Origin of the sequence: Streptomyces sp. NPDC007907, assembly GCF_042959365.1 — a bacterium.
GTDB lineage: Bacteria > Actinomycetota > Actinomycetes > Streptomycetales > Streptomycetaceae > Streptomyces > Streptomyces indiaensis.
The window spans coordinates 624148-649357 of the sequence record NZ_JBIBKR010000003.1; the positions used below are offsets into that span (position 1 = coordinate 624148).

General features: G+C 73.5%; 23 protein-coding genes and 1 pseudogene. 14 read left to right on the plus strand and 10 right to left on the minus strand.

Going from position 1 to position 25210, the window contains the following annotated elements; all coding sequences use genetic code 11:
• Positions 1-133: 133 nt before the first annotated feature.
• Positions 134-2626: a SpoIIE family protein phosphatase gene (locus tag ACFZDI_RS14265; protein WP_391250426.1), complete on the minus strand. Its 2493-nt coding sequence runs from the start codon at positions 2624-2626 to the stop codon at positions 134-136.
• 729 nt (positions 2627-3355) lie between these two features.
• On the opposite strand from ACFZDI_RS14265, the gene ACFZDI_RS14270 reads away from it, so the two are divergent.
• Positions 3356-4546, plus strand: coding sequence for a CaiB/BaiF CoA-transferase family protein (locus ACFZDI_RS14270; protein ID WP_234749731.1), 1191 nt, complete (start codon positions 3356-3358; stop codon positions 4544-4546).
• Between the two features lie 94 nt (positions 4547-4640).
• On the opposite strand, the gene ACFZDI_RS14275 is transcribed toward ACFZDI_RS14270, so the two are convergent.
• Positions 4641-5285, minus strand: a complete 645-nt coding sequence (locus tag ACFZDI_RS14275; protein WP_234749730.1) for a phosphoribosyltransferase — start codon at positions 5283-5285, stop codon at positions 4641-4643.
• Positions 5272-5946: an alpha/beta family hydrolase gene (locus tag ACFZDI_RS14280; protein ID WP_391250430.1), complete on the minus strand. Its 675-nt coding sequence runs from the start codon at positions 5944-5946 to the stop codon at positions 5272-5274. The genes ACFZDI_RS14275 and ACFZDI_RS14280 overlap by 14 nt, the downstream gene beginning before the upstream one ends.
• A 138-nt stretch (positions 5947-6084) precedes the next feature.
• Between ACFZDI_RS14280 and ACFZDI_RS14285 the strand changes: the two genes are divergently transcribed.
• The 4 genes from ACFZDI_RS14285 to ACFZDI_RS14300 are packed head-to-tail and all read left to right on the plus strand — an operon-like array spanning position 6085 to position 9393.
• Complete coding sequence (locus tag ACFZDI_RS14285) at positions 6085-7086, plus strand: DJ-1/PfpI family protein (protein WP_391250432.1); 1002 nt, start codon at positions 6085-6087, stop codon at positions 7084-7086.
• Entirely contained in the window at positions 7083-7685 is a 603-nt protein-coding gene (locus ACFZDI_RS14290; RefSeq protein ID WP_391250435.1) for a DJ-1/PfpI family protein, read from the plus strand. The genes ACFZDI_RS14285 and ACFZDI_RS14290 overlap by 4 nt, the downstream gene beginning before the upstream one ends.
• A gap of 55 nt (positions 7686-7740) precedes the next feature.
• The gene (locus tag ACFZDI_RS14295; RefSeq protein WP_234749728.1) at positions 7741-8193 is read left to right on the plus strand and encodes an archease; all 453 of its coding nucleotides are present in this window, start codon (positions 7741-7743) and stop codon (positions 8191-8193) included.
• Between the two features lie 33 nt (positions 8194-8226).
• Positions 8227-9393, plus strand: a complete 1167-nt coding sequence (locus tag ACFZDI_RS14300; protein ID WP_391250438.1) for a CapA family protein — start codon at positions 8227-8229, stop codon at positions 9391-9393.
• Positions 9394-9474: 81 nt separating this feature from the next.
• On the opposite strand, the gene ACFZDI_RS14305 is transcribed toward ACFZDI_RS14300, so the two are convergent.
• Positions 9475-10494 carry a sigma-70 family RNA polymerase sigma factor gene (locus tag ACFZDI_RS14305; RefSeq protein WP_391250440.1) on the minus strand — a complete coding sequence of 340 codons (1020 nt, stop codon included), beginning with the start codon at positions 10492-10494 and terminating at the stop codon, positions 9475-9477.
• A 107-nt stretch (positions 10495-10601) separates the two neighbouring features.
• On the opposite strand from ACFZDI_RS14305, the gene ACFZDI_RS14310 reads away from it, so the two are divergent.
• Both ACFZDI_RS14310 and ACFZDI_RS14315 read left to right on the plus strand, forming a co-directional pair.
• On the plus strand, positions 10602-11054 hold the full coding sequence (locus tag ACFZDI_RS14310) for a YbhB/YbcL family Raf kinase inhibitor-like protein (RefSeq protein ID WP_234749722.1): 453 nt from the start codon (positions 10602-10604) through the stop codon (positions 11052-11054).
• A gap of 143 nt (positions 11055-11197) precedes the next feature.
• Positions 11198-12457 (plus strand): MFS transporter, encoded by a 1260-nt coding sequence (locus ACFZDI_RS14315; RefSeq protein WP_391250443.1) that lies wholly within the window; start codon positions 11198-11200, stop codon positions 12455-12457.
• Between the two features lie 74 nt (positions 12458-12531).
• On the opposite strand, the gene ACFZDI_RS14320 is transcribed toward ACFZDI_RS14315, so the two are convergent.
• A complete protein-coding gene (locus ACFZDI_RS14320; RefSeq protein ID WP_391250445.1) occupies positions 12532-12960 on the minus strand; it encodes a VOC family protein in 429 nt (142 codons plus the stop codon).
• Between the two features lie 320 nt (positions 12961-13280).
• Between ACFZDI_RS14320 and ACFZDI_RS14325 the strand changes: the two genes are divergently transcribed.
• Positions 13281-13655 (plus strand): peptidase M23, encoded by a 375-nt coding sequence (locus ACFZDI_RS14325; RefSeq protein ID WP_391250447.1) that lies wholly within the window; start codon positions 13281-13283, stop codon positions 13653-13655.
• Positions 13656-13805: 150 nt separating this feature from the next.
• Here ACFZDI_RS14325 and ACFZDI_RS14330 read toward each other — a convergent pair whose 3' ends face one another.
• Positions 13806-14255 carry a hypothetical protein gene (locus tag ACFZDI_RS14330; RefSeq protein WP_234749715.1) on the minus strand — a complete coding sequence of 150 codons (450 nt, stop codon included), beginning with the start codon at positions 14253-14255 and terminating at the stop codon, positions 13806-13808.
• 257 nt (positions 14256-14512) lie between these two features.
• Between ACFZDI_RS14330 and ACFZDI_RS14335 the strand changes: the two genes are divergently transcribed.
• A complete protein-coding gene (locus tag ACFZDI_RS14335) occupies positions 14513-15712 on the plus strand; it encodes a hypothetical protein (protein WP_391250449.1) in 1200 nt (399 codons plus the stop codon).
• 54 nt (positions 15713-15766) lie between these two features.
• Here the strand turns inward: ACFZDI_RS14335 and ACFZDI_RS14340 are convergent, their stop codons facing one another.
• The 3 genes from ACFZDI_RS14340 to ACFZDI_RS14350 all read right to left on the minus strand — a co-directional run bounded on the left by ACFZDI_RS14340 (position 15767) and on the right by ACFZDI_RS14350 (position 19217).
• Positions 15767-17329 (minus strand): protein kinase, encoded by a 1563-nt coding sequence (locus tag ACFZDI_RS14340; RefSeq protein WP_391250451.1) that lies wholly within the window; start codon positions 17327-17329, stop codon positions 15767-15769.
• Positions 17326-18123 carry a serine/threonine protein kinase gene (locus ACFZDI_RS14345; protein ID WP_234749711.1) on the minus strand — a complete coding sequence of 266 codons (798 nt, stop codon included), beginning with the start codon at positions 18121-18123 and terminating at the stop codon, positions 17326-17328. The genes ACFZDI_RS14340 and ACFZDI_RS14345 overlap by 4 nt, the downstream gene beginning before the upstream one ends.
• Positions 18124-18314: 191 nt before the next feature.
• Complete coding sequence (locus ACFZDI_RS14350) at positions 18315-19217, minus strand: hypothetical protein (protein WP_391250454.1); 903 nt, start codon at positions 19215-19217, stop codon at positions 18315-18317.
• A gap of 346 nt (positions 19218-19563) precedes the next feature.
• Between ACFZDI_RS14350 and ACFZDI_RS14355 the strand changes: the two genes are divergently transcribed.
• The 5 genes and pseudogenes from ACFZDI_RS14355 (at position 19564) to ACFZDI_RS14375 (ending at position 24208) form a co-directional block, all read left to right on the plus strand.
• Positions 19564-20013 (plus strand): spore-associated protein, encoded by a 450-nt coding sequence (locus ACFZDI_RS14355; protein WP_234749707.1) that lies wholly within the window; start codon positions 19564-19566, stop codon positions 20011-20013.
• Positions 20014-20442: 429 nt separating this feature from the next.
• Entirely contained in the window at positions 20443-21870 is a 1428-nt protein-coding gene (locus ACFZDI_RS14360; RefSeq protein WP_391250457.1) for an amidase, read from the plus strand.
• A gap of 19 nt (positions 21871-21889) precedes the next feature.
• Positions 21890-22108, plus strand: a complete 219-nt coding sequence (locus ACFZDI_RS14365) for a hypothetical protein (RefSeq protein WP_361111988.1) — start codon at positions 21890-21892, stop codon at positions 22106-22108.
• Positions 22109-22242: 134 nt separating this feature from the next.
• Positions 22243-23717: pseudogene (locus tag ACFZDI_RS14370) on the plus strand (SPFH domain-containing protein).
• A gap of 44 nt (positions 23718-23761) precedes the next feature.
• Positions 23762-24208, plus strand: coding sequence for a type II toxin-antitoxin system PemK/MazF family toxin (locus ACFZDI_RS14375; protein WP_344369656.1), 447 nt, complete (start codon positions 23762-23764; stop codon positions 24206-24208).
• Here the strand turns inward: ACFZDI_RS14375 and ACFZDI_RS14380 are convergent.
• Positions 24171-25016, minus strand: a complete 846-nt coding sequence (locus tag ACFZDI_RS14380) for a TIGR02452 family protein (RefSeq protein ID WP_391250460.1) — start codon at positions 25014-25016, stop codon at positions 24171-24173. The two genes, ACFZDI_RS14375 and ACFZDI_RS14380, sit on opposite strands and share 38 nt — an antisense overlap.
• Positions 25017-25210: the final 194 nt, after the last annotated feature.

Sequence of the window (25210 nt, forward strand, 5' to 3'; positions counted from 1 at the left end):
AGCGGCGGGCCACACGCTCGGAGACACATCTTTCGGCCACTGCGGTTGCATGGCCAGAAAGACGCGCGAGGCGTACCCGGACCGTGACAAAGACCCCGTCGTGCCACTGAGGGCAGCCAACCGGGACGCCCGCTCAGACCCGGGGTCCCTTCGCCGCCGGGCCCGGCACACCGAGCAGCAGCAGCGTCACGTCGTCGTCGGAGGTGTCCGTGTCCGCGATGAGGGCCTTGAGCAGGTGGTCCGCCGCCTGGTCGAGGGTGCCGGGGTCCTCGACGACGGCGCCCCTCAGTACGACGTCGACCGTGCGGGTCAGGATGTCGACCTGGGCCTCGATGTCGGTGCCGGGTCTCTCGACCAGCCCGTCGGTGTACAGCACCACGGCACTGCCCGGCCGGAGCGGCTCGGTCGCCTCCTCGAACGGCACCGCGCTCCTCGCGTCGTTGACGCCCAGCGGCACGCCGACCGGTGCCCTCAGTCTGCGGGCCGGCCCGTCGGGCGGCAGGGCGATGACGGGCAGGTGCCCCGCCGAACACAGGGTGACCTCGTGCCTGCCCTGGTCCAGGACCAGGTAGACGCAGGTGACGAGCTGGTCCCCCAAGTCGCCGACGAACGTGTCGAGGGCCGCCATCAGGCCGCTGGGCGTGGCACCCGTGCCGGCCAGTGCGTGGGATGCGGCACGCAACTGCCCCATGACGGCCGCGGCCTCCAGGCCCCGGCCCATCACATCGCCGATGAGGACGCCCGTACGGCGCTCGTCGAGCGGGATCACGTCGAACCAGTCCCCGCCGACACCCGGGTCCTGGACGGACGCCAGGTACCGGTAGGCGGACGGCAGGTGTGCCAGACGCGGCGGCTCCCCCATCAGGCTGTGCTGGAGGGTGTAGGCGATGTGGCGCTGCTGCTCGTAACGCTCGGCGCGCTCGGCCTCCAGGCGTCTGCGCTCGGTGATGTCCCGGACGGTCAGGAGCACCAGCGTCTCCTGTTCGGACCGCAGGCTGCTGACGCTCACCTCGACGGGGAACTCGGAGCCGTCGTCGCGCAGCCCGAACAGGTCGGTGTCCAGGACCGTCGGCCTCGGATCGCGCTGACGGAGATACGCCTCCAGGAGGGCGCCGTGCCGTCGGCGCCGGGCGGCGGGCACCAGGCCGGTCACCCCGGTACCGACCAGGTCGCCCGGCTCACGCCCGAACAAGCGTTTGACCTGCGGGTTGGCCATGACGACGGTGCCGTCGCCGTCCGTGATCAGGGTGGCGTCTGGGGCGGACTCCAGCAGCGCGACGAACCGCTGGTGCGACCGTTGCACCTCGCGCTGGGCCACGACCCGCTCGGTGATGTCGGTGACGACACCGCACAAGGCGTAGGGCGTGCCGGAGGCGTCCTTGAGCGGGAAGAGGGTGGAGAGGAACTCACGCGGGCCGCCCGGCAGGACGAGCTGTTCCTCCCGCTGCACGGGCTTGCCCTCCGCCAGCATCGCCAGGTCGGCAGCTCGCGCCTGCCGTGCCAGGTCGGACGGCATGACGTCGTCGTCCCGGCGGCCCAGGACCCGGTGCCGGGGCAGGTCAAGACTCTGCTCGAACGTCGTGTTGACGGCGAGGAAGCGGCCTTCCAGGTCCTTGATGAACACCACCGCGGGCGTGTGGTCCATGAAGGCCTGCAGCAGTTCGTTCTGGCGTACCTGCCACTCCAGACGGCCGTGCGCCACCTCGACCCGACGGCCCACGGCCAGGGTCGTGAAGATCACCGCCGTGAACACGGCCACGTGGCCGCAGACGAGCAGCGCGGTGCCCAGCCGCTCCCCGAACACCCCCTCGTCCTCGCCCTTCAGGACGGCCCACCCGAGCAGCGGCGGCACGATCACGACGGTGACGAACAACCAGCGGCCCAGCGCACCGGTCGTACCCGCGTTCAGCAGCAGGCTCGCGGGGCCCTCCCCCGGACGGGCCAGGAGGAGAGCGGTCCCGATCAGCACCAGCGCCGCGGCGGTGTGCAGGGCCATGCCCGAGTACGGGCCGAACTGCTCCAGTTCCGGCACCGCGTAGGCGGCCCCGTACAGCCTCAGCATGCCGAGGGCACCGACGGTCAGGCCCAGGACCTGACTGACCCAGGCGGGGACGCGGGCCGCACCGACGCACAGCGAACCCACCCCCGCGGCCATCAGCGCCCCCGTCGTGTTCGGCGCCATCCGCCCCGGCGGGCCCGTGCCCTGGTGGGCGGTGTCGTCGTGGAAGAGGAGCTCGTCGATCCCCAGGCTCCCTCCGGTCGCGTACTCGACGAACGTGAGCGCGCCGAGCACGGCGACCAGGACCGCCGCCGCACGGGACACGATGAGCGCCGCCGTCCGGGGCCCGCCCCGGACGATCACGAACAGGGACAGGCCGAGTGCGACGAGGGCCACGGCGGTGTTGGCCTTCATGGCCACCGAGACACCGGGCAGCACTTCCTTCAGGGCGTCGGCCCCCGACATCCATCCGATGAGGCTCACGAGACCCAGCAGACCGGCCGCCAGCGCCGTGCCCTCGGCCACGCGCCGGGCGGCGGTGAGAACGCGCGGGTGGAACGGCAGCACGTCGGTCTGCGCTGTGTCGTGTGCGCCGGGCAGCCCAGGCGTCCGCTGCTCCCTCGTCACCGCATTCTCATCCCTGCCGGATGACTACCGATCCGCATCAATCGGCCTGAGTAATAGGAAAGGGTATAGCGGGGGTGGTCAGCGGGCCCTGCGAGACGACTGAGTCCCGGCGGGTGGGGGCTGGGCCGGGCGACCGAGTCCCTGCGAGTCCGGCCAGGCCGGCGGGCTGGGCGGCGGAGCTCTGCGGTCCCGCCGGGCCGGGCGGCGGGCCCCACGAAGCGGCAGAGTTCCTGCGGGTCCGGCCGGGCCGGGTGGCGGGCCCCGCGAAGCGGCGTGCGCTGCGGTCCCGCCGGGCCGGGCGGCGGGCCCCGCGAAGCGTCGGAGGTCCTGCGGGTCCGATCGGGCCGGGTGGCGGCAGGCCGCTCCCCTGGCCGGTGAGTCCGGCAGTGGTCGCATGCTCGCTGCCTGGTCGCCACGTGACCGTCGCAGCAGGGCGGTCGCCCGGGGCCGTCGCCGCGTTCGTACGGGCGCCGCGTCGAGCCTGCGGCACTCCTGAACGCCGTCGTCACCGCCACCTCTGAACACCCCGGGACCATCACCGGCCGCCGCGCGACAGCCACGCGGCACGTCGGTGGAAGTCGCGCGTCGGTGAAGCCGCACGTCAGCGACACCCCCGCCGGTGAAACCGCCCACCGGCGTGATCCGGATCGCGTCGGCGGGCCGCCTTCTCGCCGCCGCGCTGCGGCAGACTGTCCGAGCGCCCTCCGTACACGATCGGGAGCTTGAGGCATGAGTGTGCAGCGGTACCCCCTGGCCGGGGTGACGGTGGTCAGTCTGGAGCAGGCCGTGGCCGCGCCCTACGCCACCCGGCAGCTCGCCGACCTCGGAGCCAGGGTGATCAAGGTGGAGCGGCCGGGCGACGGCGACTTCGCCCGCCGGTACGACACGACCGTGCACGGGCACTCCAGCTACTTCGTCTGGCTCAACCGCTCCAAGGAGTCCCTCACCCTCGATCTGAAGGACCCCCGCGGCCACGAGATCCTCCACGACCTCCTCGACGGCGCCGACGTCTTCGTGCAGAACCTCGCCCCGGGCGCCGCCGCCCGGCTCGGTCTCGACGCCGCCGCGGTCACCAGCCGCCGGCCGGGCCTGATCCCGTGCACGATCTCCGGCTACGGCACGACCGGCCCCTGGTCCGACCGCAAGGCCTACGACCTGCTCGTGCAGTGCCAGACCGGGCTGGTGTCGCTGACCGGGACCCCCGAGGGGACCGCCCGGACGGGGATCTCCGTGGCCGACATCGCCGCCGGGATGTACGCCTACAGCGGCATCCTCACGGCCCTGTACACGCGGGCCACCACGGGCGAGGCCCACCCGGTGGAGGTGTCCCTGTTCGAGGCGCTCGCGGAGTGGATGGGCCAGCCCGCCTACTACACCCGCCACGGCGGCACCCAGCCCCCGCGGCTCGGCACCCAGCACGCCACCATCGCGCCGTACGGGACGTACGCCGCCGCCGACGGCAAGGAGGTGCTGTTCTCCATCCAGAACGAGCGCGAATGGGTGGCACTGTGCGCGGAGTTCCTCGGCCGGCCGGAGCTGGCCGAGGATCCGCGTTTCGCCACCGGGTCCGACCGCGTCGCCCACCGCGATGAGCTCAACGCCCTCGTCGCCGAGCGGGTCCGCCGCTCCGGCTCCGACGAGATCCTCAAGGACCTGGACCGCATCGGCATCGCCTGCGCCGGGGTCAACGACGTGGCCGCCTTCCTGGACCACCCCGTGCTGGCCGCGCGGGGCCGCTGGAGCGAGGTCGAGGTGCCGGGCGCCACCGTGGAGGCGCTGCTCCCACCCGCCGACCTGGCCGGTCTGCCCGCGCGCATGGACCCCGTACCGGCGGTGGGCGAGCACACGGGCGCGATCCTCGCCGAACTGGGCCGCACCGATGAGGAGGTGGCGGCCCTGCGCGCGGAGGGGGTCGTCTGAGCGCAGCCCCGCGGCGGCCGCCTGGCGGCACTGGGGAGGGCGCATCGTCGCCCGTGTGGCTTGTTTTCGCCATTCCTGTGAGCTGAGCCACGGGTCAATGGGGCACGCGCAGCGCCTCCAGGACGTCCTGGTCCGTCAGTTGCTCGAAGTTCTCGTACCACAGCCCCACGGCCATGAACGCGGCCGGCCGGTGCAGACAGATCACCTCGTCGGCCTCGGCGCGCAGCGCGTCGGCTCCTTCCGGGGAGCAGACGGGCGCGGCCAGCAGCACCCGCGCGGGTGCCTGACGGCGTACGTGGCGCACCGCGGCGCGGGCGGTGGAGCCGGTCGCCAGGCCGTCGTCGACGACGATCACGGTCCGCCCTCGCAGGTCAGGGGCCGGCCGGCCCTGCCGGTACAACCGCTCGCGGCGCCGCAGTTCGGCGCGTTCGCGCTCGATGACGGGGGCGAGGGCGGCCTCACGGATCCCCAGGTGGCGCAGGGCGTCCGCGTCGAGGAGGGGCACCTCGTCCCCCGCCATCGCGCCGACGCCGAGCTCCTCGTGGCGGGGCGCCCCGATCTTCCGTACGACGAGCACGTCGAGCGGAGCGTCCAGCGCGGCGGCGACCTCGCGCGCCACGGCGACCCCGCCGCGGGGCAGAGCGAGCACGAGTGGATCGGGCAGCTCCCCTGCACGCTGCCGGGTGCGCAGTGTTTCGGCCAGTTCCTCACCGGCCTGCCGGCGGTCACGGAACCGCATGACGGTCACCTCCGCTTCGTGTCAGCTGCTCGTCGCACCATTGCCGGGCGGTGGCGGTGACCTGGTCCAGTGCGCCGGGTTCCTCGAACAGGTGGGTGGCGCCGGGCACCACGTGCAGGGAGTGCGGGCCGGGCAGCCGACGGGCCGCCTCCTCGTTGAGCCGCAGCACGTGCGTGTCCCGGCCGCCCACGATCAGCAGCACCGGGACCCGCACGGCGTCCAGCGCGTCGCCCGCCAGGTCGGGCCGTCCGCCGCGCGAGACGACACCCCGTACCCGGTCGGGACGGTGTGCGGCGGCGACCAGGGCCGCGCCCGCGCCGGTGCTGGCGCCGAACAGGACGACGGGCAGGCCCGAGGTGTCCCGGTCCTGCGCCAGCCAGTCCAGGGCGGCCACCAGCCGACGGCCCAACAGGGGGATGTCGAAGCGGAGATCGGCGGTGACGGCGTCCTGGCGTTCCTCCTCCTCGGTCAACAGGTCGATCAGCAGGGTGCCGAGCCGGGCCGCGCGCAGACCGGCGGCGACCTCGCGGTTGCGGGGGCTGTGCCGGGAGCTGCCGCTGCCGTGCGCGAAGAGCACGACCGCTCGGGCGTCCGGCGGCACCATCAGGTCGCCGGTGATACCGGCACCGCCGACGGGCAGGGTGACCGTCCGGGAGATCATCGTCAGCCTCCTCTCCCCCGCTTCGGCCTTCTCTCCCCCGTTGTCCGTGGTACCCACGCCGGGCCGGACGTCCCATGGCGCGATCTGTGCGGTGCGTGTCGTTGACGCCACGCCGCGCGCCGGTGGAGCGTGAGGCACATGACCGATCGCCGCATCGTCTTCGTCGTCTTCGACGGTTTCCAGCCGCTCGACCTCACCGGACCGCACGAGGTGTTCCACGGCGCGGGCGAGTACGTCTGCGAGGTCGTGGCGACCCGGGCGGGGCCGGTCCGGTCGGCCGGCGGGCTGGTGGTGCAGGCCGCCCACGGCGTGGCCGACCTCGATCCGGCCGGGACGGACACCCTCGTGGTGGTCGGCGGCCAAGGCGTCGACCGGGCCCGCGAGGACGCGGACCTGGTCGCCTGGGTCGCCGCCGCGGCGGCCGGTGCCCGGCGGGTGGCCTCGGTGTGCAGCGGCGTACTTCTGCTGGCCGCCACGGGGCTGCTCGACGGGCGGCGGGTCACCACGCACTGGGCCCGTGCGGAGCAGGTGGCCCGGGAGCACCCCGGGGTGCGGGTGGACTGCGACCCGATCTTCGTCCGCGACGGGCGGATCTGGACGTCGGCAGGCGTGACGGCCGGGATGGATCTGGCGCTCGCCCTGGTGGAGGACGACCTGGGCCGGGACACCGCACACGAGGTGGCCCGCCGGCTGGTGCTGTTCCTGCGCCGTCCGGGCGGCCAGTCGCAGTTCAGCGTGGCGCTGTGGTCCCGGCAACCGGCGACCGACCCGGTGCGGGCCGCCGTCACCGCGATCCACGCCGATCCCGGTGCCCGGCACGACATCGCCGGCCTGGCGGCGCACGCCGGGCTGAGCCCCCGTCATCTGCAGCGCCGCTTCACCGCCGAACTGGGCTCGCCCCCGGCGGCGTACGTCGAACGCGTGCGCGTCGAGGCGGCCCGGCGGGCGCTCACGGACGGGGACGAGCCGGTCGAGGCCATCGCCCGTCGCTGCGGCTTCGTCACCGCCGAGACCCTGCGCCGCGCGTTCCACCGCCGGCTCGGTGTCACACCCTCGGACTACCGCGCCAGATTCCGCTCCACCACGGGGTCCCTGGGGTCCCCGGCGGATGCCACGGCAGAGGAAGGACGAACCGCATGACGACCTACGGCCTGCTGGTCTTCGAGGACGCCGAGGAGCTCGACTTCGTGGGGCCCTGGGAGGTCTTCACGGTCTCCGCGCGACTGAGGGACAGTGCCGACTCGGCCGTGCTGGTGAGTGAGCGCCCTGGGCCGGTGCGCTGCAACAAGGGCCTGCGCGTGCTGCCCGACCACACCTTCGACGACCATCCGCCGCTGGACGTGCTGCACGTGCCGGGCGGGCTGGGCGCGCGGGAGACACAGCTGCGCAACCCAGTGGTCACCGACTGGATCGCGAGGACGGCGGAGCGGGCCGCCTGGGTGCACGGCGTGTGCACCGGCACGTTCCTGCTGCATGCCGCCGGACCCGCCCGGGGGCGCCGGGTCGCCACGCACTGGAGCCAGGAGAACACCTTGGAGGCGCGGGGGGACGTGACCGTGGTCCGGGACGCCCGCTACGTGGTCGATGGCCACCTGGTCACCAGCCAGGGCGTATCGGCCGGGATCGACAGTGCGTTGTGGCTGGTCGGGCGGCTGCACGGCCGGGAGCACGCGCGGGCGGTGCGGCGCTGCATCCAGTACGACCCGGCGCCGCCGTACCTGGCGGACGAGCCCGTTTGAGTGGCGTGCCGGTTCGGGGCCGCATGGGTGGGCGGGCCTCGGGCAGGCGATGTGGATGGGTGGTGACACGAGCGACGGAGGGCAAGGGCGGCAGCCGGGCGAGTGGGGGCACCGGGCGGTGCCCCATCCCGGCGACATCCGGATCGAGGCGTGGGCGGCGTGCAGAGAGCACTGTCTGGCGGAGGCCGTCCTGGCGGTGGTCGAGTGTTTCGCGGACGTCTCCCGGGTGCGGCCCACCGCCGTGGACCGGGTGAGGCTGCCGGAAGCCTGCGACGACGACCTGCTCGCCGCGCTGCTGGACGAGGTGCTCTTCCGGCTGGAGGTCTACGGTCAGGTGCCCGTCGACGTGGAGGCGGACGAGGCCGACGGCGGACTGGACGTGCGGCTGGCGGTCGCCGGCCTCGCGGACGTGGAGGTCACGGGCGCGGTCCCGGCGGTGGCCTGGGACGATCTGCGGATGTGGCCCGATCCGTACGGCTGGTCGTGCGCGGTGAGGGTCGAGGCCTGACCCCGGCAGCCGGGGCACGCCTACCGTGGAGTGGTGGGCGGCGGTGTCGTGACGCTGTTCCTGTGCGGTGACGTGATGCTCGGGCGCGGCGTCGACCAGATCCTCGCGCACCCCGGTGACCCGGCACTGCGGGAGGCGTACGTGGAGGACGCGCGCTCCTACGTCCGGCTGGCGGAGTCGGCGCACGGCCCGGTGCCCGTCCCCGCGCCCGCGTCGTGGCCGTGGGGTGCGGCGCTCGGCGTTCTGGACGAGGCCGCCCCGGACGCGCGGATCGTGAACCTGGAGACGTCGGTGACCCGCACGGGCACCTTCGCGCCCGGCAAGGAGATCCACTACCGGATGCACCCGGCGAACCTGCCGGCCCTCGCCGTGGTCCGGCCGGATGTGACCGTCCTCGCCAATAACCACGTCCTGGACTTCGGGCGCGGGGGCCTGCTGGAGACCCTGGACACCCTGGCCCGGGCGGGCCTGCGGACGGCGGGCGCGGGCCGCGACGCCGAGGAGGCGTACGCACCGGCGGTCGTCCCGCTGCCCGGTGGCCGGCGGCTGCGGGTGTTCGCCCTCGGAGCGCACTCCAGCGGTGTCCCGTCCGGCTGGGCGGCGACAGCGGACCGGCCGGGCGTCGCGTACCTGCCCGATCTCTCGCCGGCCGCAGCCGACACCGTGGTGCGGCGGCTGGGCCGGTCCGGTGACCTGACGGTGGTGTCCGTGCACTGGGGCTCGAACTGGGGATTCCGCGTGCCCCGGGAGCAGGTCCGTTTCGCGCACGCGCTGATCGACGGCGGGGCCGACGTGATCCACGGGCACTCCTCGCACCACCCCCGGCCGCTGGAGGTGTACCGGGGCCGGCTGGTCCTGTACGGCTGCGGCGACTTCATCGACGACTACGAGGGCATCTCCGGCTACGAGGAGTACCGCGACGACCTGCGTGTGGCCTTCCTCGTGTCGGTCGAGGCGGACAGCGGGCGCCTGGCGGGGCTGCGCATGGTGCCGTTCCGGGTCCGGCGGATGCGGCTGGAGCCCGCGTCCGGGGCGGACCGTGCCTGGCTGCGCGCCACGCTGGACCGGATCAGCGGTGGAGTGCAGGTACGGGTGGCGGCCGACGGTTCGCTGGTCCTCGCGACGCCGACCGCGCGAGGAGCGGACCCGACTGCGCCAGGAGCGGACCCGACCGCGCCAGGAGCGAACCCGACCGCGTGAGGTGCGGCGCCGACCGCGTGAGGTGCGGCGCCGACCGCGTGAGGTGCGGCGCCGGCCGCGTGAGGCGGGGTGTGCCGGAGGTCAGCCCGCCCATGCCACGAGCCGTTCGCGGCTCTCCGGCTCCCGCAGCTTCGCGAGCGACTCCTTCTCCAGCTGGCGCACCCGCTCCCGGGTCAGACCCACGCGCCGGGCGACCTCGTTCAGCGTGCGGGTGTGCCCGTCGTGCAGTCCGTACCGCAGGCTGAGGATCATGGCCTCGCGGGGCGCGAGCGTGCCGACGGCCTCGCGGAGTTCCTCGGCGAGCGCCCGGAACTCGGCCACCTCCGGAGCCTGGAGCACCTCGGTGTCGGCGATGAGGTCGCCGACGACCGTCTCGCCCTTCTCGTCGACCGGCGTGTCCAGGCTGACCGCGTCCCGTCCGACGTGGCGCAGCCAGCCGATCCGGTCCTCGGCCAAGCCGCTCTCGCGGGCCACCTCCTCGACGGTCGGCTCACGCTCCAGGTCGAGCCGGAGGCGCCGCTCGACCTTGGCGATCTTCTGCAGCTGTTCCACGACGTGCATCGGCAGCCGGACGGAACGCGCGTGCGCGGCCAGGCCCCGTTCGATGGCCTGGCGGATCCACCAGGTCGCGTACGTGGAGAACTTGAAGCCCTTGGTGTGGTCGAACTTCTCCACGGCCCGGATCAGCCCCAGGTTGCCCTCCTGGATGACGTCCAGCAGGGGCAGACCGCGGTGGGCGTGCCGTTTGGCCATCGACACCACGAGCCGGAGGTTCGCCCGGACCATGTGGTCCTTGGCGGCCTGCCCGTCGCGGACGGCCTCCTCCAGTTCCCGGCGCCGGGAAGCCGCGAGGTGATGCTCCCCGGCGTCGGCCCGGTCGAGCTCCTCCAGCGCCCCCACGCCGGTCTCCATCCGCCGGGCCAGCCACACCTCGTCCTCAGCGGTGAGCAGCGCCGTCGCCGAGATCTGCGCGAGGTACTGGCCGAGCAGGTCGGGCTCCTCGTCGGGCTCGGGGATGCGGCTGCGCAGCCGGGCAGTGCGGGCGGGGGCGCGCCGGTCCTCGCGGACGTCCGTCGCGGAGTCTGCTGCCAGGGGAGACATCGTCGGGCTCCTCTCTCCCCCGCCTCGGTCCGGCCCGCCCTGGCGGGTACCCGGGGGATCGGTCCCGAACCGTGTGCCCCGGAGCCCTCGGGGGTACCCCGGGGCACATGACCGGCATCGAACTCAGCAGCAACGCGTTCAACGACCACTCCTTCATCGCGCGCCGGTACGCGTACGAGGGACCCAACGTCTCTCCGCCGCTGTCCTGGAGCGGTGTACCGGACGACGCGACGGAACTGGTCCTGCTGTGCGAGGACCCCGACGCCCCGTCGGGCATCTTCACGCACTGGGTCGTGGTCGGCATCGACCCGCGCAGCCACGGCGTCGAGGCCGGGCAGAGCCCACCGGGCGGCACGGAACTCGTCAACGGCTACGGCCAGCACGGCTGGGGCGGTCCGCATCCGCCGCCGGGTGACGACGCCCATCACTACGTCTTCCGGCTTTACGCCCTGTCCGAACCGTGTGTCCTGCCCGACGCGCCGCGTGCCGACCAGGTGCACGAGGAGGTCGACAAGCGCCGCATCGCGGACGGGACGCTGGTGGGGCTGTACCAGCGCTGACCCGCCGCCCGTGCCCACCGTCGCGTCACAACGGTCGGTTGTGACGCGGGGCCGGACGGTTGTTTGCCCGGCGCGCCCGCTCCTGGTTTGGATGACTCCCGGACAACGCCGGGTTGTCCATGGGAGCGGGGAGTGCGCCGGGTATGGCGGGCAGGCGATCGCTGGGGCGGCGGTTTCGGTGGCTGTGGGGCGCGTACGCGGTCAGCACGGCCGGCACCTGGCTCGCCTTCGACGCGTTCGCCCTGATCGCGGTCCTGGCGCTGGACGCCGGTCCGGCGCAGGTGTCGTTGCTGGCCGCGGTGGGGCCGGCAGTGGGCGCGGCGGTGTCCGTGCCCCTCGGGCCGTGGGTGGAGGTCCGCCGCAAACGACCGGTGATGGTGGCGACGGACCTGGTCCGGTGCGTCGTCCTGCTGAGCGTTCCCGTGGCGTTCGCGCTCGGCCGGCTCACCCTTGCCCAGTTGCTGCTGGTGTCGGTGGCCGTCGCGGCGGCCGACATCACCTTCAACGCGGCGGCCGGGGCGTTCCTGAAGGAACTGTTGCCGCGGCAGGACCTGCTCGTGGCGAACGGCCGGTTCGAGGCGACGAGCTGGACCGCCAGCATGGTCGGTCCGCCGCTGGGCGGCGCCGCGATCGGCTTGTTCGGCCCGGTGACGACGGTGGTGGCCGACGCGGTGAGCCATCTGCTCTCGGCGTTCGGACTGCGCGCGATCGGTGACGCGGAGAAGCAGCCCGTAGGACGGCACGCGAGCGTCGTACGGCCCGGCGACCTGCTGGAGGGCTGGCGGCACATCCTGGCCGATCCGGTGCTGCGTCCGCTCTTCCTCAACACGCTCCCGGTGAACTCCCTGATCATGGCGGCGTCCCCGCCGCTGCTGGTGCTGATGGTGGACGACCTGCACTTCGCCGCCTGGCAGTACGCGTTCGCCTTCGCCGTGCCCTGCACCGGCGGTCTGCTCGGGTCCCGTCTGGCCCCGCGGCTGGTGGCGCGCCACGGCAGGCACCGGGTCCTGGTCACCGCCGGGGCGCTGCGGGCCTGCTGGTCGATCGGCCTGGCGTTCACCGGACCCGGCGTGCCCGGTCTGGTCCTGGTCATGCTGGTCGAATTCGGGCTGATCACCTCGTGCGGCGTGTTCAACCCGGTGCTCGCCACCCACCGTCTGGACCGCACCCCGGCCGGCCGGGTCACCCGTACCCTGTCCGCCTGGTCGGCCACCGGCAAGGCGACCACCGCGGCAGCCACCGCCCTGTGGGGTGTCCTGGCCGCCCGGACCGGCCCCCGCACGGCCATCGCACTGGCCGGTGTCCTGCTCCTGCTCACACCGCTGCTGCTGCCCCGCCGGAGCGACGCCACGGGGGCCGGTGCCGAACCGGCCCCCGTGGCGGTCGAGTCGGACGGCTGCTGACCCTCGCCGCCGGGACCGCGGGACGGTCCGGGGCGTGAACAGCGGCGCCCCGGACCGGACCGTCCGGGTCTGGCCTACACCGCCCCGGGCACGTCCTCCGTGACTCCGTTCAACTCGGAGGCGGGATCGGTCCCGTAGGGGCGGGTGAGGATCTCCAGTCCGTGGCCCGCCGGATCGAGGAAGTAGACGCCCCGGCCGCCGTCGTTGCGGTTGATCCGGCGGGGGTGGTTGCCGTGCGGGTCGGCCTGGACGGGGATCCGGGCCTTCACCAGGCGGGCCAGCGCCTGGTCGAACTCGTCCTCGGAGACGAGGAACGCGTAGTGCTGCATGGGGATGTCGGCGTCAATGGTGAGGAAGTCCAGCGTGACGCCGTTGGCGGTCGTCACCGGCAGGAACACCCCCGTCGGTGCCCCGACCTCCAGCCCCAGGATCTCGGCGAGGAACCGGGCCGACTTCTCCCGGTCCCGGGACAGAACGATGGTGTGATTGAACTCGACTGACACGGTTGAATGCCTCCACGGGCATCTCCGCGGCGCCTCCATGCCTCACCCGGCCGGTGACCGGCACGCGATGCCGCGCGCTGGATCGTAGGCAGGGGCGGTCGGGGCCGTCGAGCTGTTTTCGGCCGTGTTCGAAGCGCCCGCCGCGTCTCGCCGATCCCCGACCGGCGTTCCGCTCCTGACAGTTGTCAGGACCGTGCGGCCCACGGTCTCCCTACAGTTCTGCACGTCGGCAGGCAGCCGGTCCCGGCGCACCGCCGAACCGGAACGAGACCGGTTCCGACCACACCATCCTCGCCTTTCGTCCTTCGGGGGACAGACACATGAAGCGACTGATCAGCCGTACCGCCCTGGGCCTCGCCGTGGCCGCGCTCGCCGTCGGCGGCCTCGCCGCCACCGCCCAGGCGGCCCCGGCCACCGCCGACGGCGGCGACCCGACGCTCACCGACGTCTACATCTGGGCCACCGACGTCAACCTGCGCCAGCAGCCGACCACCGACTCCCCGCGGCTCGCGGTGCGTTCGCAGTGGTGGGCGGACGCACTGTGCCAGAAGCAGGGCCAGACCGTGCACGACCCGGCCGTCGGCACCAACAACTGGTGGACCGCCGTCATGGAGTTCTCGGGCAGCGACATCGCCTGGGTGAACAACCTCTACATCCGGGGTGGCGAGAAGATCGCCGGGGTTCCGGACTGCTGACGTCGTCCCTTCCCCCCACATGCCTGCGGCGGACCACCGGTGTCACGGTGGTCCGCCGCGGGTGTGTGCGGGGTCAGCAGGAGCCCGTCGGCCCCGTGTCGCCCCGCCATGACCGACTCCTCCTCGTCGTGCGGCGAGGTGTGGTGCGGCTCAGTACCAGCCGGTGTTCACCAGGTCGTGGCCGTCGCAGGCGAGCAGGGCACGCGAGACCCGGCCGTTGAGGTTGTTGCCGATCTGCGTGTAGGCGTAGTCGATGCCGGAGTCGACGGTCTCGGAGACCCAGCCGTCGTTGCGGCCCACGCCGTTGTCGGAACGCTGCAGGACGGCCGCGCAGCCGGGCCGGGAGTTCTCGATCCGGGCGAACGAACCGCACTTGTCGGAGTAGAAGTACTTCAGGGCCATGCCCTCGGCGTACTTGGTCGCCCCGATCTGGCGGAACGTGCCCGCGCAGAACGAGGTGGTGGGGTACTGCCCCTCCATGCCGTAGAGGCCGTAGTTGCCGCCCGAGAACGGCTGGGCCTGGGCGGAGACCGGGAGGAGCGCCATCACCGCGGCGGCGCCCCCCGCGGCCAGCAGTGTCCTGAGTGATCGGCGGCTCATGAGCCCTCTTTCCTGTGTCGGCGGATGGAACGGTCGTGCGTGACGGCCGGCCCCCGGCTCGGCCGTCCTCGCTGGTCGTGACCGTAAGCGGGGGCACCGCACCACCGGCACCTGACACTTATCAGGGTGCGCCCGTGCTGCTCCCGCTCCCGCGGAGTCCTGACATTCGTCAGGACCGCCCTCCCCGCCCTCGCCCCTAGGGTGGCGACGCGGGCCGAGGTCCCGTCGGACAACCGGGTGAGCCAGAAAGGGCAACCATGCGCATGCTCCTGCGCGGCGCCGCCGCGCTCGCGGCCGTCGTCACGGTCGCGTCCCTCACGAGCGGTGCGGCGGCACGCCCCCGGTCGGGACAGGCCTCCGGCGCAGCCGGGGCCGTCCGGGCCGCCGAAGCCGCCCGGATCCCGCCCGGTGTCACCGCCGGCGTGGCCGTCTTCGACCGCCGGACCGGCACGTTCACCGAACAGGTCGACGACAGCGCGCGGTTCCGGTCCGCTTCGGTCGTCAAGCTCCTGCTGGTCCTGGACTTCCTGTGGGACCGCGGGCCCGACTACACCGTCCCCGCGGCCGACCGCGCCCGGCTGGAGCCGATGCTGCGCAGCAGCGACGACGACGCCGCCGACCACTACTGGTCGACGTACGGCGGTCCGGCGATCATCGACCGGATGACGGCCCGGCCCGCGCTCGGTCTGCGCGACACCGCGCCACCGCCCCGCGGGTACGAGGACTTCTGGGGGTACACCGCCCTCTCCGCCCGGGACACGGTGGCGGTCTACCGGTACATCCTGGAGAAGGCCCCCGCGCCGGTGCGTGACTTCATCATGGACAACCTGCGCCGTTCCACCCGCTGTTCCTCCACCGACCACTTCGACCAGCACTTCGGCATCGCGGGGTCGTTCGACCGGCCCTGGGCGGTGAAGCAGGGCTGGTCCGGGGCGTACGCGAAGGGCACGTGCGGCCCCGGGGCCGGGGGCTCGGGCACGCGGGCGGAGCCGGCCGCCCCGGCTCCGCGTGCCGCCGCGGCCGTGGACCTCGCCCGACCCGCTCTGCACACCACCGGCACGGTGGGCGCGGACGACCGGACGATCGTGGCCGTGCTGACGCTGCACCAGGAGGGCACGTCCTACGGCAAGGCGTACACCGACGTCGGCCGGCTGACCCGCTCGCTGATCGTGCCGGGCGGCGTACGGCCCGCCGGGACCTGGTTCGGGACGTGGGGCGAGTTCGTGAACGTCCGCAAGGGCCCGGCCACGCGCGACGACCGGATCACGCAACTCCCGGCCGGTGTCGAGGTGCTGGTGGGCTGCCAGATCCGCGGCGAGGAGGTCAGCGTGCCGCCGTACACCAACGAGTGGTGGGCCTATCTGCCGCAGTACGGGGGCTACATCTCCAACATCTACATCAGTTCGCCGGACAACCGGCTGCCGAACGTCCCGGAGTGCGGCGCGCCGCAGCCGTGACGGGAACGGGGGACGAGCGGTGGGCGGGGCCGCGGCCCTGCCCACCGCTCGCGTTCACGCGTCCGGGCCCTGGTACTCGGCGAGGTAGCGCAGCACCCTGTCCACGTGCGGCTGTACCCGTTCCGGTACGCCGCGCTCCTCGATGACCGTGCGGTCACTGGTGCGGTAGCCGGCCGCGACCAGCGCGGGAAGGTCCTTCTTCGGCAGGCCGGCCTGCTTGAAGCGCTGGTCGAGCCAGCACAGGTACAGGCTCATGGTGGAGATCGCGTCCGGGGGCGACATGTGGTCCTTGTCGCCGTCGCCGTCCCCGTCCACCGCCCAGGCGCGGAACACCGACGGTGTCCACATGGCGATGCCGTACTCCTCGCTCTGCGGGCGGGAGGCCTTGGTGTCGAAGTTGCTCTCCGCCTTGATCACCGCGGCGAGCAGGGCGGGCGTGATCTCCTCGTCGGTGCAGCGGTGGGCCGCGCGGGCGATGACGGGGCGCAGCGCCTCGGGTACGTCGGAGTTCTCGGGGATCTCACCGGCCGGCGGGCGGGCCGTGTCGGAGACCTTGGGGGTGCCGCGGTCGCGCTCGTCGTCCTGGGCGCCGCCGCCTCCCCCGAGCACGGCCGCCCCGACGACCGCGGCGGCGGTCAGGACGACCACTCCGGCGGCGACGGCGGGCACCAGGCCTCTTCGGCGCCGCTGCGGACCGCCGGTGGCGCCCTCGACCCGGGCGGCGACGATGTCGGCCGTGAGCGGGAGGCGGGCGGCGTGGTCCGGGGCGAGGCAGTCGGCGATGAGCCGCCGCATGTCCTCGTCGAGGCCGGCGTCGAGGCGCAGGGGCGCGGCGCCGCGCGCGTAGGTCTGGGCCGCGAGCGAGCGGGCCCGGGCCGTCGCGCCGGGGAACGGGTGGAGCCCGCCGGTGAGGACCTGGTGGGCGAGGACCCCGAAGGCCCAGATGTCGGCGGTGGGCCGGACGACGGCGCCCTGGGTGCCGGTGCGCTGGGACCACCACTCGGGCGGCAGGTGGTCGAGGGTGCCGAGCGGCGGCAAGTGGGCGTGGGTGCCGTCGAGTTCGGTGGCCAGGCCGAAGTCCGCCAGCCACACCCGGCCGCCCGGTCCCAGCAGGACGTTGGCGGGTTTGAGGTCACCGTGCACCCAGCCCGCGTCGTGCATGTGGGCGAGTCCGGCGGCGACCCCGCGCAGGACGCGGTCGGCGTCGGCGATCGGCCCGCCCGTCCCGGCGGCGTCCAGCACGTCCTTGAGGCTGGCCTCGGCCCGGTCCATGACCAGGGCGATGGCACCGTCCAGGGTGGGCAGTTCGGGTGCTTCGACGGTGCACACGGCGTGGGTGCGGACGAGGTGGGGGTGGTCGGCCTCGGAGCTGAACCGCACCTCGCGGGCGACGAGTTCGCCGAGGGCCGCGCGCTGCCCGGGCCCGAGGGCGCCGGTCGGGAGCACCTTCACGGCGACGGGCGTGCCGTCGGCGACCGTCACTGCCTCGTACACGGTTCCCCAGCCGCCGGAGCCGATGACCGCGCCCACCTCCCAGTCCTCGATGCGGAAGCCCGCGGGGAGGCCGGGCGGACGGGGTGCCCGCAGCTCGTCGTCCTGTTCCTCCGGTGGGGTCATGCGCCGGCCTCCTGCGGGGCGCCCAGGCGGCCGGCGCCGCGCGGCGGCAGCAGCCCGAGGTGCTCCTCGCGGACCAGGCCGAAGCGCAGGGCGACGGAGGCGAGGCGGGTGCGCTTGGCGCCGGTGCGGCCGCCCTCGGCCGCGGCCGTGGCCTCTTCGCCCAGATCCAGGCGGAGTTTGGCGAAGGCGAGGTAGTCGATGTGGTAGTTGACCGCGGAGCGGGTCAGGTCCCGGCAGGACTCCAGCGGCCGCAGCCGCTCCACGATCTGCCCGACGCCGGGCAGCGCCGAGTCGGAGGGGTCGCGCAGCCGGGGTTCGCACAGGGCCACCAGGACGAGGAAGTACTTCGACGTCGTGTCCAGGGCGAAGGGGTGGACGGTCTGTTCGCCGCCACCGGGCAGGGACTGCTCGCCCAGGTAGGCGTGCTGGGGTGCGAACACCTTGAAGGTGGCGGTGCCGGACAGGGCGGGCAGCACCACGCGGGAGAACTCGAACGGCACGGGCGCCCCGAGCCGCCCGGGCGCGACGGTGAGGTACTCGCCGGCACCCTCCAGGTTCTCCACCACGTACGACACGCTGCGGCTGAAGTTGGACAGCCGCCAGTAGTCCCCGGCGGCTTCCAGTTGCCCGGCCCGGCGGGAGATCCCGGGGTCGGCCAGGACGATGCGGACCCCCGCCCCGCCGCGTCCGAAGTCCGCGATGTCCCCCGGTCCCAGATGGATCAGTTCGGGACTGCCCGTCTCGTGCCCGCCCCACTGGGCGGTACCGGGCAACTGCACGATGATCGTTTCCACGCGGACTCCCCCGCTGATGTCGCCCCCGTTTTGGTCGCGAGGATTGTACGGTCGGCTTCCGCTTGCCGCGGAGGCGGCGGGGCCGCCTCGGGGGAGCGGTTTCCGGACGTCACGCGACGTGCTCGGAGACGGTTGTGGGGGGGGCTTGCGGTTCCGGTCCGGCAGGGCGGGCCCGCGGCCGCCGCGGGCCGTCAGCCGAGGCAGACGACCAGCAGGCAGAGTTCCTTCGGCTGCGAGTCGGAGGGGGACGTTGCGGCTGGCGTGGTCGCGGCGGGCGGGGGCGCGGAGGGCGACTGCGGCTGCTGTGCGTCCGAGCCGGAGGCGGCGGCCGGGGGTGTCGTCGGTTCGGTGGCCCGCGGCGCCGACGAAGCGGAGTCGTTCGTGGTCGATCCGACGCTGTCCGTGACGGTCTTGTGTCGGGGCGAGGTCGTCAGCGGCAGTTCGCGGGGGGTGGCGGCGGCCTCAGTCCGCGCGTCCGTGGGCGTGGTGCGGGGGTCCGCGGCCCGGGACTGCTGGTGGCGCGACGCGCGGTCGGTGTGCGACGGGGTATCCGGGGTGTCGGCCTCGCTCGCCGTCGGTTCGGTGAGCGTCGGCGCCTCCTTCAGGGTGCCCCCCATGGGGGTGTCGCCCGGCGTCGCGGCCGCCTGGACGCCGGGTTTGCCGTTCCCGTTCATCGCGGCGACGGTCAGGCCGCCGCCGACGAGCGCGACCGCGGTCGCCACCACGGCCCGGCGCTGGTTCTTCTTCCAGCGGGCCATCTGACGGCGCCGGGCCGCGCGCCCCTGCGGCCGGGCTTCGAAGCCCTCGGCGGTGTCGGTGTCCGGGGCCTCGTACTCGCCGGACGGACCGGCGCCGGGGTTCTGCGGTGCGGATACGGGGACGGGGAGCTCGTCCCGCGCGGTGCCGTCGGGCCACGTGCCGGGGTCGGCCGGGTGTTCCCAGGAGGCCGGTCCGCCCGGGGTGGTGGCGGGCGCGGGGGCCGGGCCGCCACGGACTCCGATGACGGAGGGGTCGATGTCCGGGGCGTAGGCGCCGCAGCCCGGACAGACCAGGGCGCCGTTGAGGTGCCGACGGCACGACGAGCAGTAGTCCATGTGTGGTGTTCCCGATCTGGCTGTTCCGGCGGCTCGCCGGCCGCGCCCTGGTCACGTTCGCACGTGGGATCGAGCCGTAACGCTAACGAGACTTTGAAAGGGCGGTGTGCAGCCGGTGTGACACCCCTGCACAGATCCTCTGGATCTCGCGTGTGCCACACCTGACTCACGAGTAGAACCGACGCCGGAGGGGAACCCTCGGGCGCCCACGCCCTTCAGCCGCTCCTGGCGCCGCCGTATCCCTCAACTCCCCTGATTTTCCTCGCAACCGACGCACAACCGTTTGGATACCCGACGGGTCACACCATGCAGGAGCAACCACCTCGAAGAGTTGCATGGGGGAAATATGCGATTCACCCGTTCCGTTCTGGCCGCGTCCGCCGTGGCGGCGCTGTCCGTGGGAACCATGACCGCCATGGCGTCGCCGGCCTCGGCCGCGCCCAACACCACACCGCAGAAGGTCTGCGGCAGCGGCTACAAGACGGTCAACTCGGCGACCGTCGGCTCGTTGGGGACCGTCTACCTGACCTACAACGCCTCCAACGGCCAGAACTGCGTCACGACCATCCGCAACAACCCGGGCAAGGCCGTGAACATGTCGGCCTGGGTCTCCGTCCCGGACACCGAGGAAAGCCACTACGACGAGGGCCTGTTCACGTCGTACGCCGGACCGACGTACGCCTATGGCAAGGGCCACTGCGTGGACTGGGGCGGCAGCATCGGCAACACCTACGTGCAGGTGTACGGCTCCAACTGCGGCTCCCTGAAGGAGCACCGGATCACCTTCACCCGCTGACCCCCTCTCCAGCCGGGCTCCACGGGCCACCGTGGGGCCCGGCTTCTCCGTGCCGGCCCTACGCCCCGGCCGTCACCGGTACGAACGAGCCGTCCTGGCGGAAGCGGTCCGCGCGGAGCTGGTAAGGGCCGGCCGCGTCCCGGAAGGAGCAGCCGTTGCCGTCGGCGAGGCCGGGGACGATCTCCTGAGGGTCCCTTTAGACACCGAGGCTCGTTGTGCGACATATCGAACCGGGTTCGGCTACTCGGCCACATATGGGAGCTCAGAAGGTAGAGGCGAGGCGGAGGGCGGTCAAGGGTTTGAACCGGGGTTCACACGCCCAGTGAGGAAGGAGCGGTCGGTGGATGTACCTCCACTGCCGTCGTCGGCATTCCACCACCGGCCGCCGGACGTTACCGTTCGGTAGAGAAGCCGCTTCCGGAGGTGCCCATGACGCTCGACCGTTGCGAAGGCCTGACGGAGACCGCCCGTGCGCTCGCCGCCGGGGAGGTGACCTCACGGGAGCTGGTCGAGCGGACGCTGGCGCGGATCGAGGCGACGCAGGGAAGTCTCAACGCCTTCCGGATCGTCCGGGCGGAGGCCGCGCTCGCGGAAGCCGACACCGCCGACCGCGAACTGTCCTCGCACGGCGCGCGGAAGCCGCTGCTCGGGGTACCGGTCGCGGTGAAGGACGACATGGACGTGGCCGGTGAGCCGACCGCGTTCGGCTGCTGCGGGGAGTTCCCGCCGGTCACCGAGGACGGCGAGGCCGTGCGGCGGTTGCGCGCGGCCGGAGCCGTGATCGTCGGCAAGACCAACACCTGCGAGTTCGGGCAGTGGCCCTTCACCGAGGGGCCCGCCTTCGGCGCGACCCGCAACCCCTGGAGCACCGACCACACGCCCGGCGGTTCCTCGGGCGGCTCGGCCGCCGCGGTCGCCGCCGGTCTGGTGCCCGCCGCGCTCGGCTCGGACGGCGCCGGCTCGGTGCGGATCCCGGCCGCCTGGACCCATCTGGTCGGCATCAAGCCGCAGCGCGGCCGCATCTCGACCTGGCCGCGCGGCGAGTCCTTCCAGGGCATCACCGTCAACGGCACCCTGGCCCGCACGGTGGCCGACGCGGCCCTGCTGCTGGACGCGGCCGGCGGCAACCACCCGCAGGACCCGCACCGGCCCCCGGCCGTCGACGTGTCCGGGGCCGTCGGCCGCGACCCGGGGCGGCTGCGCATCGCCCTCTCCCTCAAGCCGCCCTTCACGGCGGTGCCCGCCCGGCTCCTGCCCGAGGTGCGCACCCGGGTCGTCGAACTGGCCGAGCGGCTCAGCGCGTTGGGGCACTTCGTCGAGGAGGCGGACCCCCCGTACGGGCAGATCGGGCTGACCTTCGTGCCGCGCGCCACGGCCGGGATCGCCGAGCGCGTCGGCGAGGCGCCCTTCCCGGCCCTGCTGGACCGGCGCACCCGGGGCGCGGCCCGGCTGGGGCGGCTGCTGCGCGGGGCCCCGCTGCGGGCGGCCCGGCGTGCGGAGAGCGTGCTGCACCGGCGTATCGGCGGCTTCTTCACCTCGTACGACGTCGTCCTCGCTCCGACGACCGCCGCTCCCCCGCCGCGGATCGGGGCCCTGCTGGAACTCAGCGGGTTCGCCACCGACCGGGCGATGATCGCCGCGTGTCCCTACGCCTGGCCGTGGAACGTGCTGGGCTGGCCGGGCGTCAACGTGCCCGCCGGATTCACGCCGGACGGGCTGCCGGTCGGCGCGCAGCTGCTGGGCCCGGCGAACAGCGAGCCGCTTCTGGTGCAGGTGGCCGCGCAGTTGGAGGCGGAGCTGCGCTGGGCCGAGAAGTGGCCGTCGCCGCCGGTCCCGGAGCGTTCCGCAGCCGCCTGAGCGACCGTACGCTGCTGTCATGGCGGACGCGTCGATGGTCGGGCTCATGGGGCGGGTCACCGGAACGATCGGGCCCGGGCTGGTCGGCGAGGTGATCGTCCGGGTGCGCGGCGGCGCCGAGCACTTCCTCGCCCACCCGGCGTCGGCGACGGACCGCATCGAGACGGGCACGGTCGTCATGGTGGTCGAGTACCTGCCCCCGAGAACGGTCTACGTCACCGCGGCGTACGCCAGTTGAGCCCGCTGCGACGCAGGTGAGAGCCGTACGCGTCAAGCTTGTGCCAAGGATGCGCCGGTGGCTGTACCCGCGCTCCCCCGAGGAGCACACTCCCCTTCGTTCGGTGCCGAGAGGGCACCATCCAAAGGGGGCGAATGCCGATGGTCGTCGGCGTCGTTGCGGGGGTGGCGGTCGCCGCCGTCCTCGTGCTGATCGGTCTGTTCAAGCTCATGTGGCGGGTCGCCGAACCCAACGAGGCACTGATCATCTCGGGATCCAAGCACCGCACGGAGGGCCTCGAGGAGGGCATGGGGTTCCGCATCGTCACCGGTCGCGGCACGCTCGTGATGCCCGGGGTGCAGGCGGTGCGCAAACTCTCGCTCGATCTCAACGAGACGGAACTCCAGGTGGACTGCGTGACCCACCAGGGCATTCCGCTGAAGGTGCGGGGGGTCGTCATCTTCAAGGTGGGCGACGACTTCGTGTCGATCGCCAACGCGGCCCGCCGGTTCCTCGACCAGCAGAAGCTGATGTCGGAACGGGTGCACAACGTCTTCGCGGGTCATCTGCGGTCCATCGTGGGCGGGTTGACGGTCGAGGCATGATCCGGGACCGGGAGAAACTCACCGGGCAGACACGGGCCGCGTGCGGCACCGAGATGGAGAAGCTGGGCCTGATCGTGGACTCGCTGCAGATCCACGAGATCGAGGACCCGACCGGGTACATCCAGAACCTCGCCATGCCGCACGCGGCGGCCGTGCAGCGCGATGCGCGCATCGCGCAGGCCGAGGCGAACCGGCTGGCCACCGAGGCCGAGCAGCAGTCGTTCGCCCGGATGGCGGAGGCCACCCGGGACAGCGAGATCCTCCAGGCCGGCTACCAGGCCGAGCGCGACAAGGCGGCCGCCAAGGCCCGGCAGGCCGGACCGCTCGCGGAGGCCGGCGCCCGGCAGGAGGTCGTGGTCCAGGAGACGCGGGTGGCGGAGCTGGAGGCGCACCGGCGCGAGCAGCAACTCCAGGCGGATGTCCGCAAACCCGCCGACGCGGCGGCCTACGAGACGCGCACCCTGGCCGAGGCCGACCGCGACGCGCGCATCTCGTCGGCCCAGGCGCAGGCGAAGGAGACGGAGCTCGCGGCGGCCGCCGAGGCGACCCGGGTCAAGACGGCCGCGGGTGCCGACGCGGAGGCGACCAAGGCCCGAGGTGAGGCGGCCGCGCAGGCGACCCGGGCCACCGGTGAGGCGGAGGCCGCGGCCGCGCGGGCCAGGGGCCTGGCCGCGGCCGAGGCGGCCAGGGCCAAGGGCCTCGCGCAGGCGGAGGCCATCAAGGCCCGTGCCGCCGCGCTGGCGGAGAACCAGGAGGCCGTCGTCGCCCAGCAACTCGCCGAGAACTGGCCGGAGATCGTGCAGGCCGGTGCGTCCGCGTTCGGCAACGTCGACAACATGGTGCTGCTCAACGGCGCCGACGGCATGGCGGACCTGTTCGCCAAGGCGCTCACCATGGGCGGCACGGGGCTGGGCCTGGCCCGTCAGCTGCTCGCGTCGATGGACCGCGGCGGGCAGGCGCCGCAGGACGCCTCCGCCTCCACCCTCAACGGGCACGCCCGGGAGGTGCCGGTGGACGACAAGTGAACCCGGGGCGGCGTGCTCACGGCGGCGGCCTCTAAGGTGCCCCCGTGAGCACGTTTGCCGACGAGAACGTCCCCGGCCGTCACGGCCCCTCCGCCACCGTCCAGGCCGACCCGCGCGAGGTGGGCCGGGTGCGGACGGAGTACTCCCCCGCGCACGACGGCGACCCCGATCCCGGGGAGATCGTGTGGACGTGGGTGCCCTACGAGGAGAACGACGGCCGGGGCAAGGACCGCCCGGTGCTGGTGGTCGCCCGCGAGCCGGGCGGGACGTTCCTCGCCGTGCAGTTGTCCAGCAAGCGGCACGACGGCGACCTGGAGTGGGTGCCGATCGGCACGGGGCCGTGGGACCGTACGGGCCGGGACTCGTGGGTCGACGTGGACCGGGTGCTGCGACTGCACGAGGACGGCATGCGCCGGGAGGCCTGCGCCCTGGACCGCATGCGGTTCAACCTGGTCAGGCGCCGGCTGCAGGAGCGCTACGGCTGGAGCTGAACGCGGTCTCGAAGGCGGCGAGGGTCGCACGGTCCCGTGTGCGGTCCAGGATCCCGAACACCACGTGCTCGAAGATCCGCGCGAACCGGCCGCCGGGCCCGAGCAGCGCCCGGAAGGCCTCCGCCACCTCCGCGGGGTCGTTGCGGAACACCCCGCAGCCCCAGGCGCCCAGGACGAGCCGGGGGTAGCCGTGGGCGGCGGCCGTCTCCATGACGCGTTCGGCCCGGACCGCGAGCACCCGCGGCAGCTCGTGGGCCCGTTCGGGCGCCGTGCGCAGCACCACGCCCGCATTGGGCGCCGGCGAGGTCAGGAAACCCGCGGTGTACGGCTCGGCCAGCAGGCCGCCGCGGTCGTCGCGGAAGACGGGCACGGCCGGTGAGTGGATGACACGGTCCGTGTAGAACGGGTCCCGGTGGGTCCGGTGATGGTCGTAGAAGGCCCGGACGCCGACCAGGCAGGTGTACAGCGCGGAGGCGCGGCACAGGGCCTCCTCCTGGGCCTGGGCGCCGTTCAGGTAGCCGCCACCGGGGTTCCGGGCGGAGGCGAAGTTCAGCACGGCCACCCGGCCGCCCAGCCGGCGGGCCGCCTCCAGGCTGCTCTCGCCCGTGACCTCGACCAGGGGCGTCCGCCTGCCCGTCACCCGATCGGCGGGTACCGGCACCGGTTCCGGCCCGTACAGGCGCGTCCCCTCGCGCGCCGCCCGCAGCTCCGCCGCGATCGAGACCTCGCGCCCGTCCGGTGCGCGGTAGGCCCCGGCCGCGACGATCTGCTCGGTCTCCCGCGCGATACCGCGCAGACGCGCGCTCACGACGCGACCCCCGTCCACGTCGTGACCGCGCCCCGCGCGGCCCGTCTTGCCATGTTCACGCATGCATCGTGGGTGATGGCCGATCGCCGGTGCAACAGAGTTTTCGCCGAGGGAGAACGCCGGGGAAAGTGCCTGGAAACGCCGGGCCGCGCGCTGTCGCCGCCCGGGAACGCCCTGCTTCGCCCCCTTGTGCG

What these genes read in the sequence shown, in the direction of transcription:
- ACFZDI_RS14270 (WP_234749731.1), top strand. Translation starts at nt 3,356, where the DNA reads ATGAGTGTGCAGCGGTACCCCCTGGCCGGGGTGACGGTGGTCAGTCTG.
- ACFZDI_RS14365 (WP_361111988.1), top strand. Translation starts at nt 21,890, where the DNA reads ATGGCGGACGCGTCGATGGTCGGGCTCATGGGGCGGGTCACCGGAACG.
- ACFZDI_RS14360 (WP_391250457.1), top strand. Translation starts at nt 20,443, where the DNA reads ATGACGCTCGACCGTTGCGAAGGCCTGACGGAGACCGCCCGTGCGCTC.
- ACFZDI_RS14325 (WP_391250447.1), top strand. Translation starts at nt 13,281, where the DNA reads ATGAAGCGACTGATCAGCCGTACCGCCCTGGGCCTCGCCGTGGCCGCG.
- ACFZDI_RS14335 (WP_391250449.1), top strand. Translation starts at nt 14,513, where the DNA reads ATGCGCATGCTCCTGCGCGGCGCCGCCGCGCTCGCGGCCGTCGTCACG.
- ACFZDI_RS14330 (WP_234749715.1), bottom strand. Translation starts at nt 14,255, where the DNA reads ATGAGCCGCCGATCACTCAGGACACTGCTGGCCGCGGGGGGCGCCGCC.
- ACFZDI_RS14340 (WP_391250451.1), bottom strand. Translation starts at nt 17,329, where the DNA reads ATGACCCCACCGGAGGAACAGGACGACGAGCTGCGGGCACCCCGTCCG.
- ACFZDI_RS14355 (WP_234749707.1), top strand. Translation starts at nt 19,564, where the DNA reads ATGCGATTCACCCGTTCCGTTCTGGCCGCGTCCGCCGTGGCGGCGCTG.
- ACFZDI_RS14290 (WP_391250435.1), top strand. Translation starts at nt 7,083, where the DNA reads ATGACGACCTACGGCCTGCTGGTCTTCGAGGACGCCGAGGAGCTCGAC.
- ACFZDI_RS14305 (WP_391250440.1), bottom strand. Translation starts at nt 10,494, where the DNA reads ATGTCTCCCCTGGCAGCAGACTCCGCGACGGACGTCCGCGAGGACCGG.
- ACFZDI_RS14295 (WP_234749728.1), top strand. Translation starts at nt 7,741, where the DNA reads ATGGGTGGTGACACGAGCGACGGAGGGCAAGGGCGGCAGCCGGGCGAG.
- ACFZDI_RS14285 (WP_391250432.1), top strand. Translation starts at nt 6,085, where the DNA reads ATGACCGATCGCCGCATCGTCTTCGTCGTCTTCGACGGTTTCCAGCCG.
- ACFZDI_RS14275 (WP_234749730.1), bottom strand. Translation starts at nt 5,285, where the DNA reads ATGCGGTTCCGTGACCGCCGGCAGGCCGGTGAGGAACTGGCCGAAACA.
- ACFZDI_RS14315 (WP_391250443.1), top strand. Translation starts at nt 11,198, where the DNA reads ATGGCGGGCAGGCGATCGCTGGGGCGGCGGTTTCGGTGGCTGTGGGGC.
- ACFZDI_RS14350 (WP_391250454.1), bottom strand. Translation starts at nt 19,217, where the DNA reads ATGGACTACTGCTCGTCGTGCCGTCGGCACCTCAACGGCGCCCTGGTC.
- ACFZDI_RS14310 (WP_234749722.1), top strand. Translation starts at nt 10,602, where the DNA reads ATGACCGGCATCGAACTCAGCAGCAACGCGTTCAACGACCACTCCTTC.
- ACFZDI_RS14280 (WP_391250430.1), bottom strand. Translation starts at nt 5,946, where the DNA reads ATGATCTCCCGGACGGTCACCCTGCCCGTCGGCGGTGCCGGTATCACC.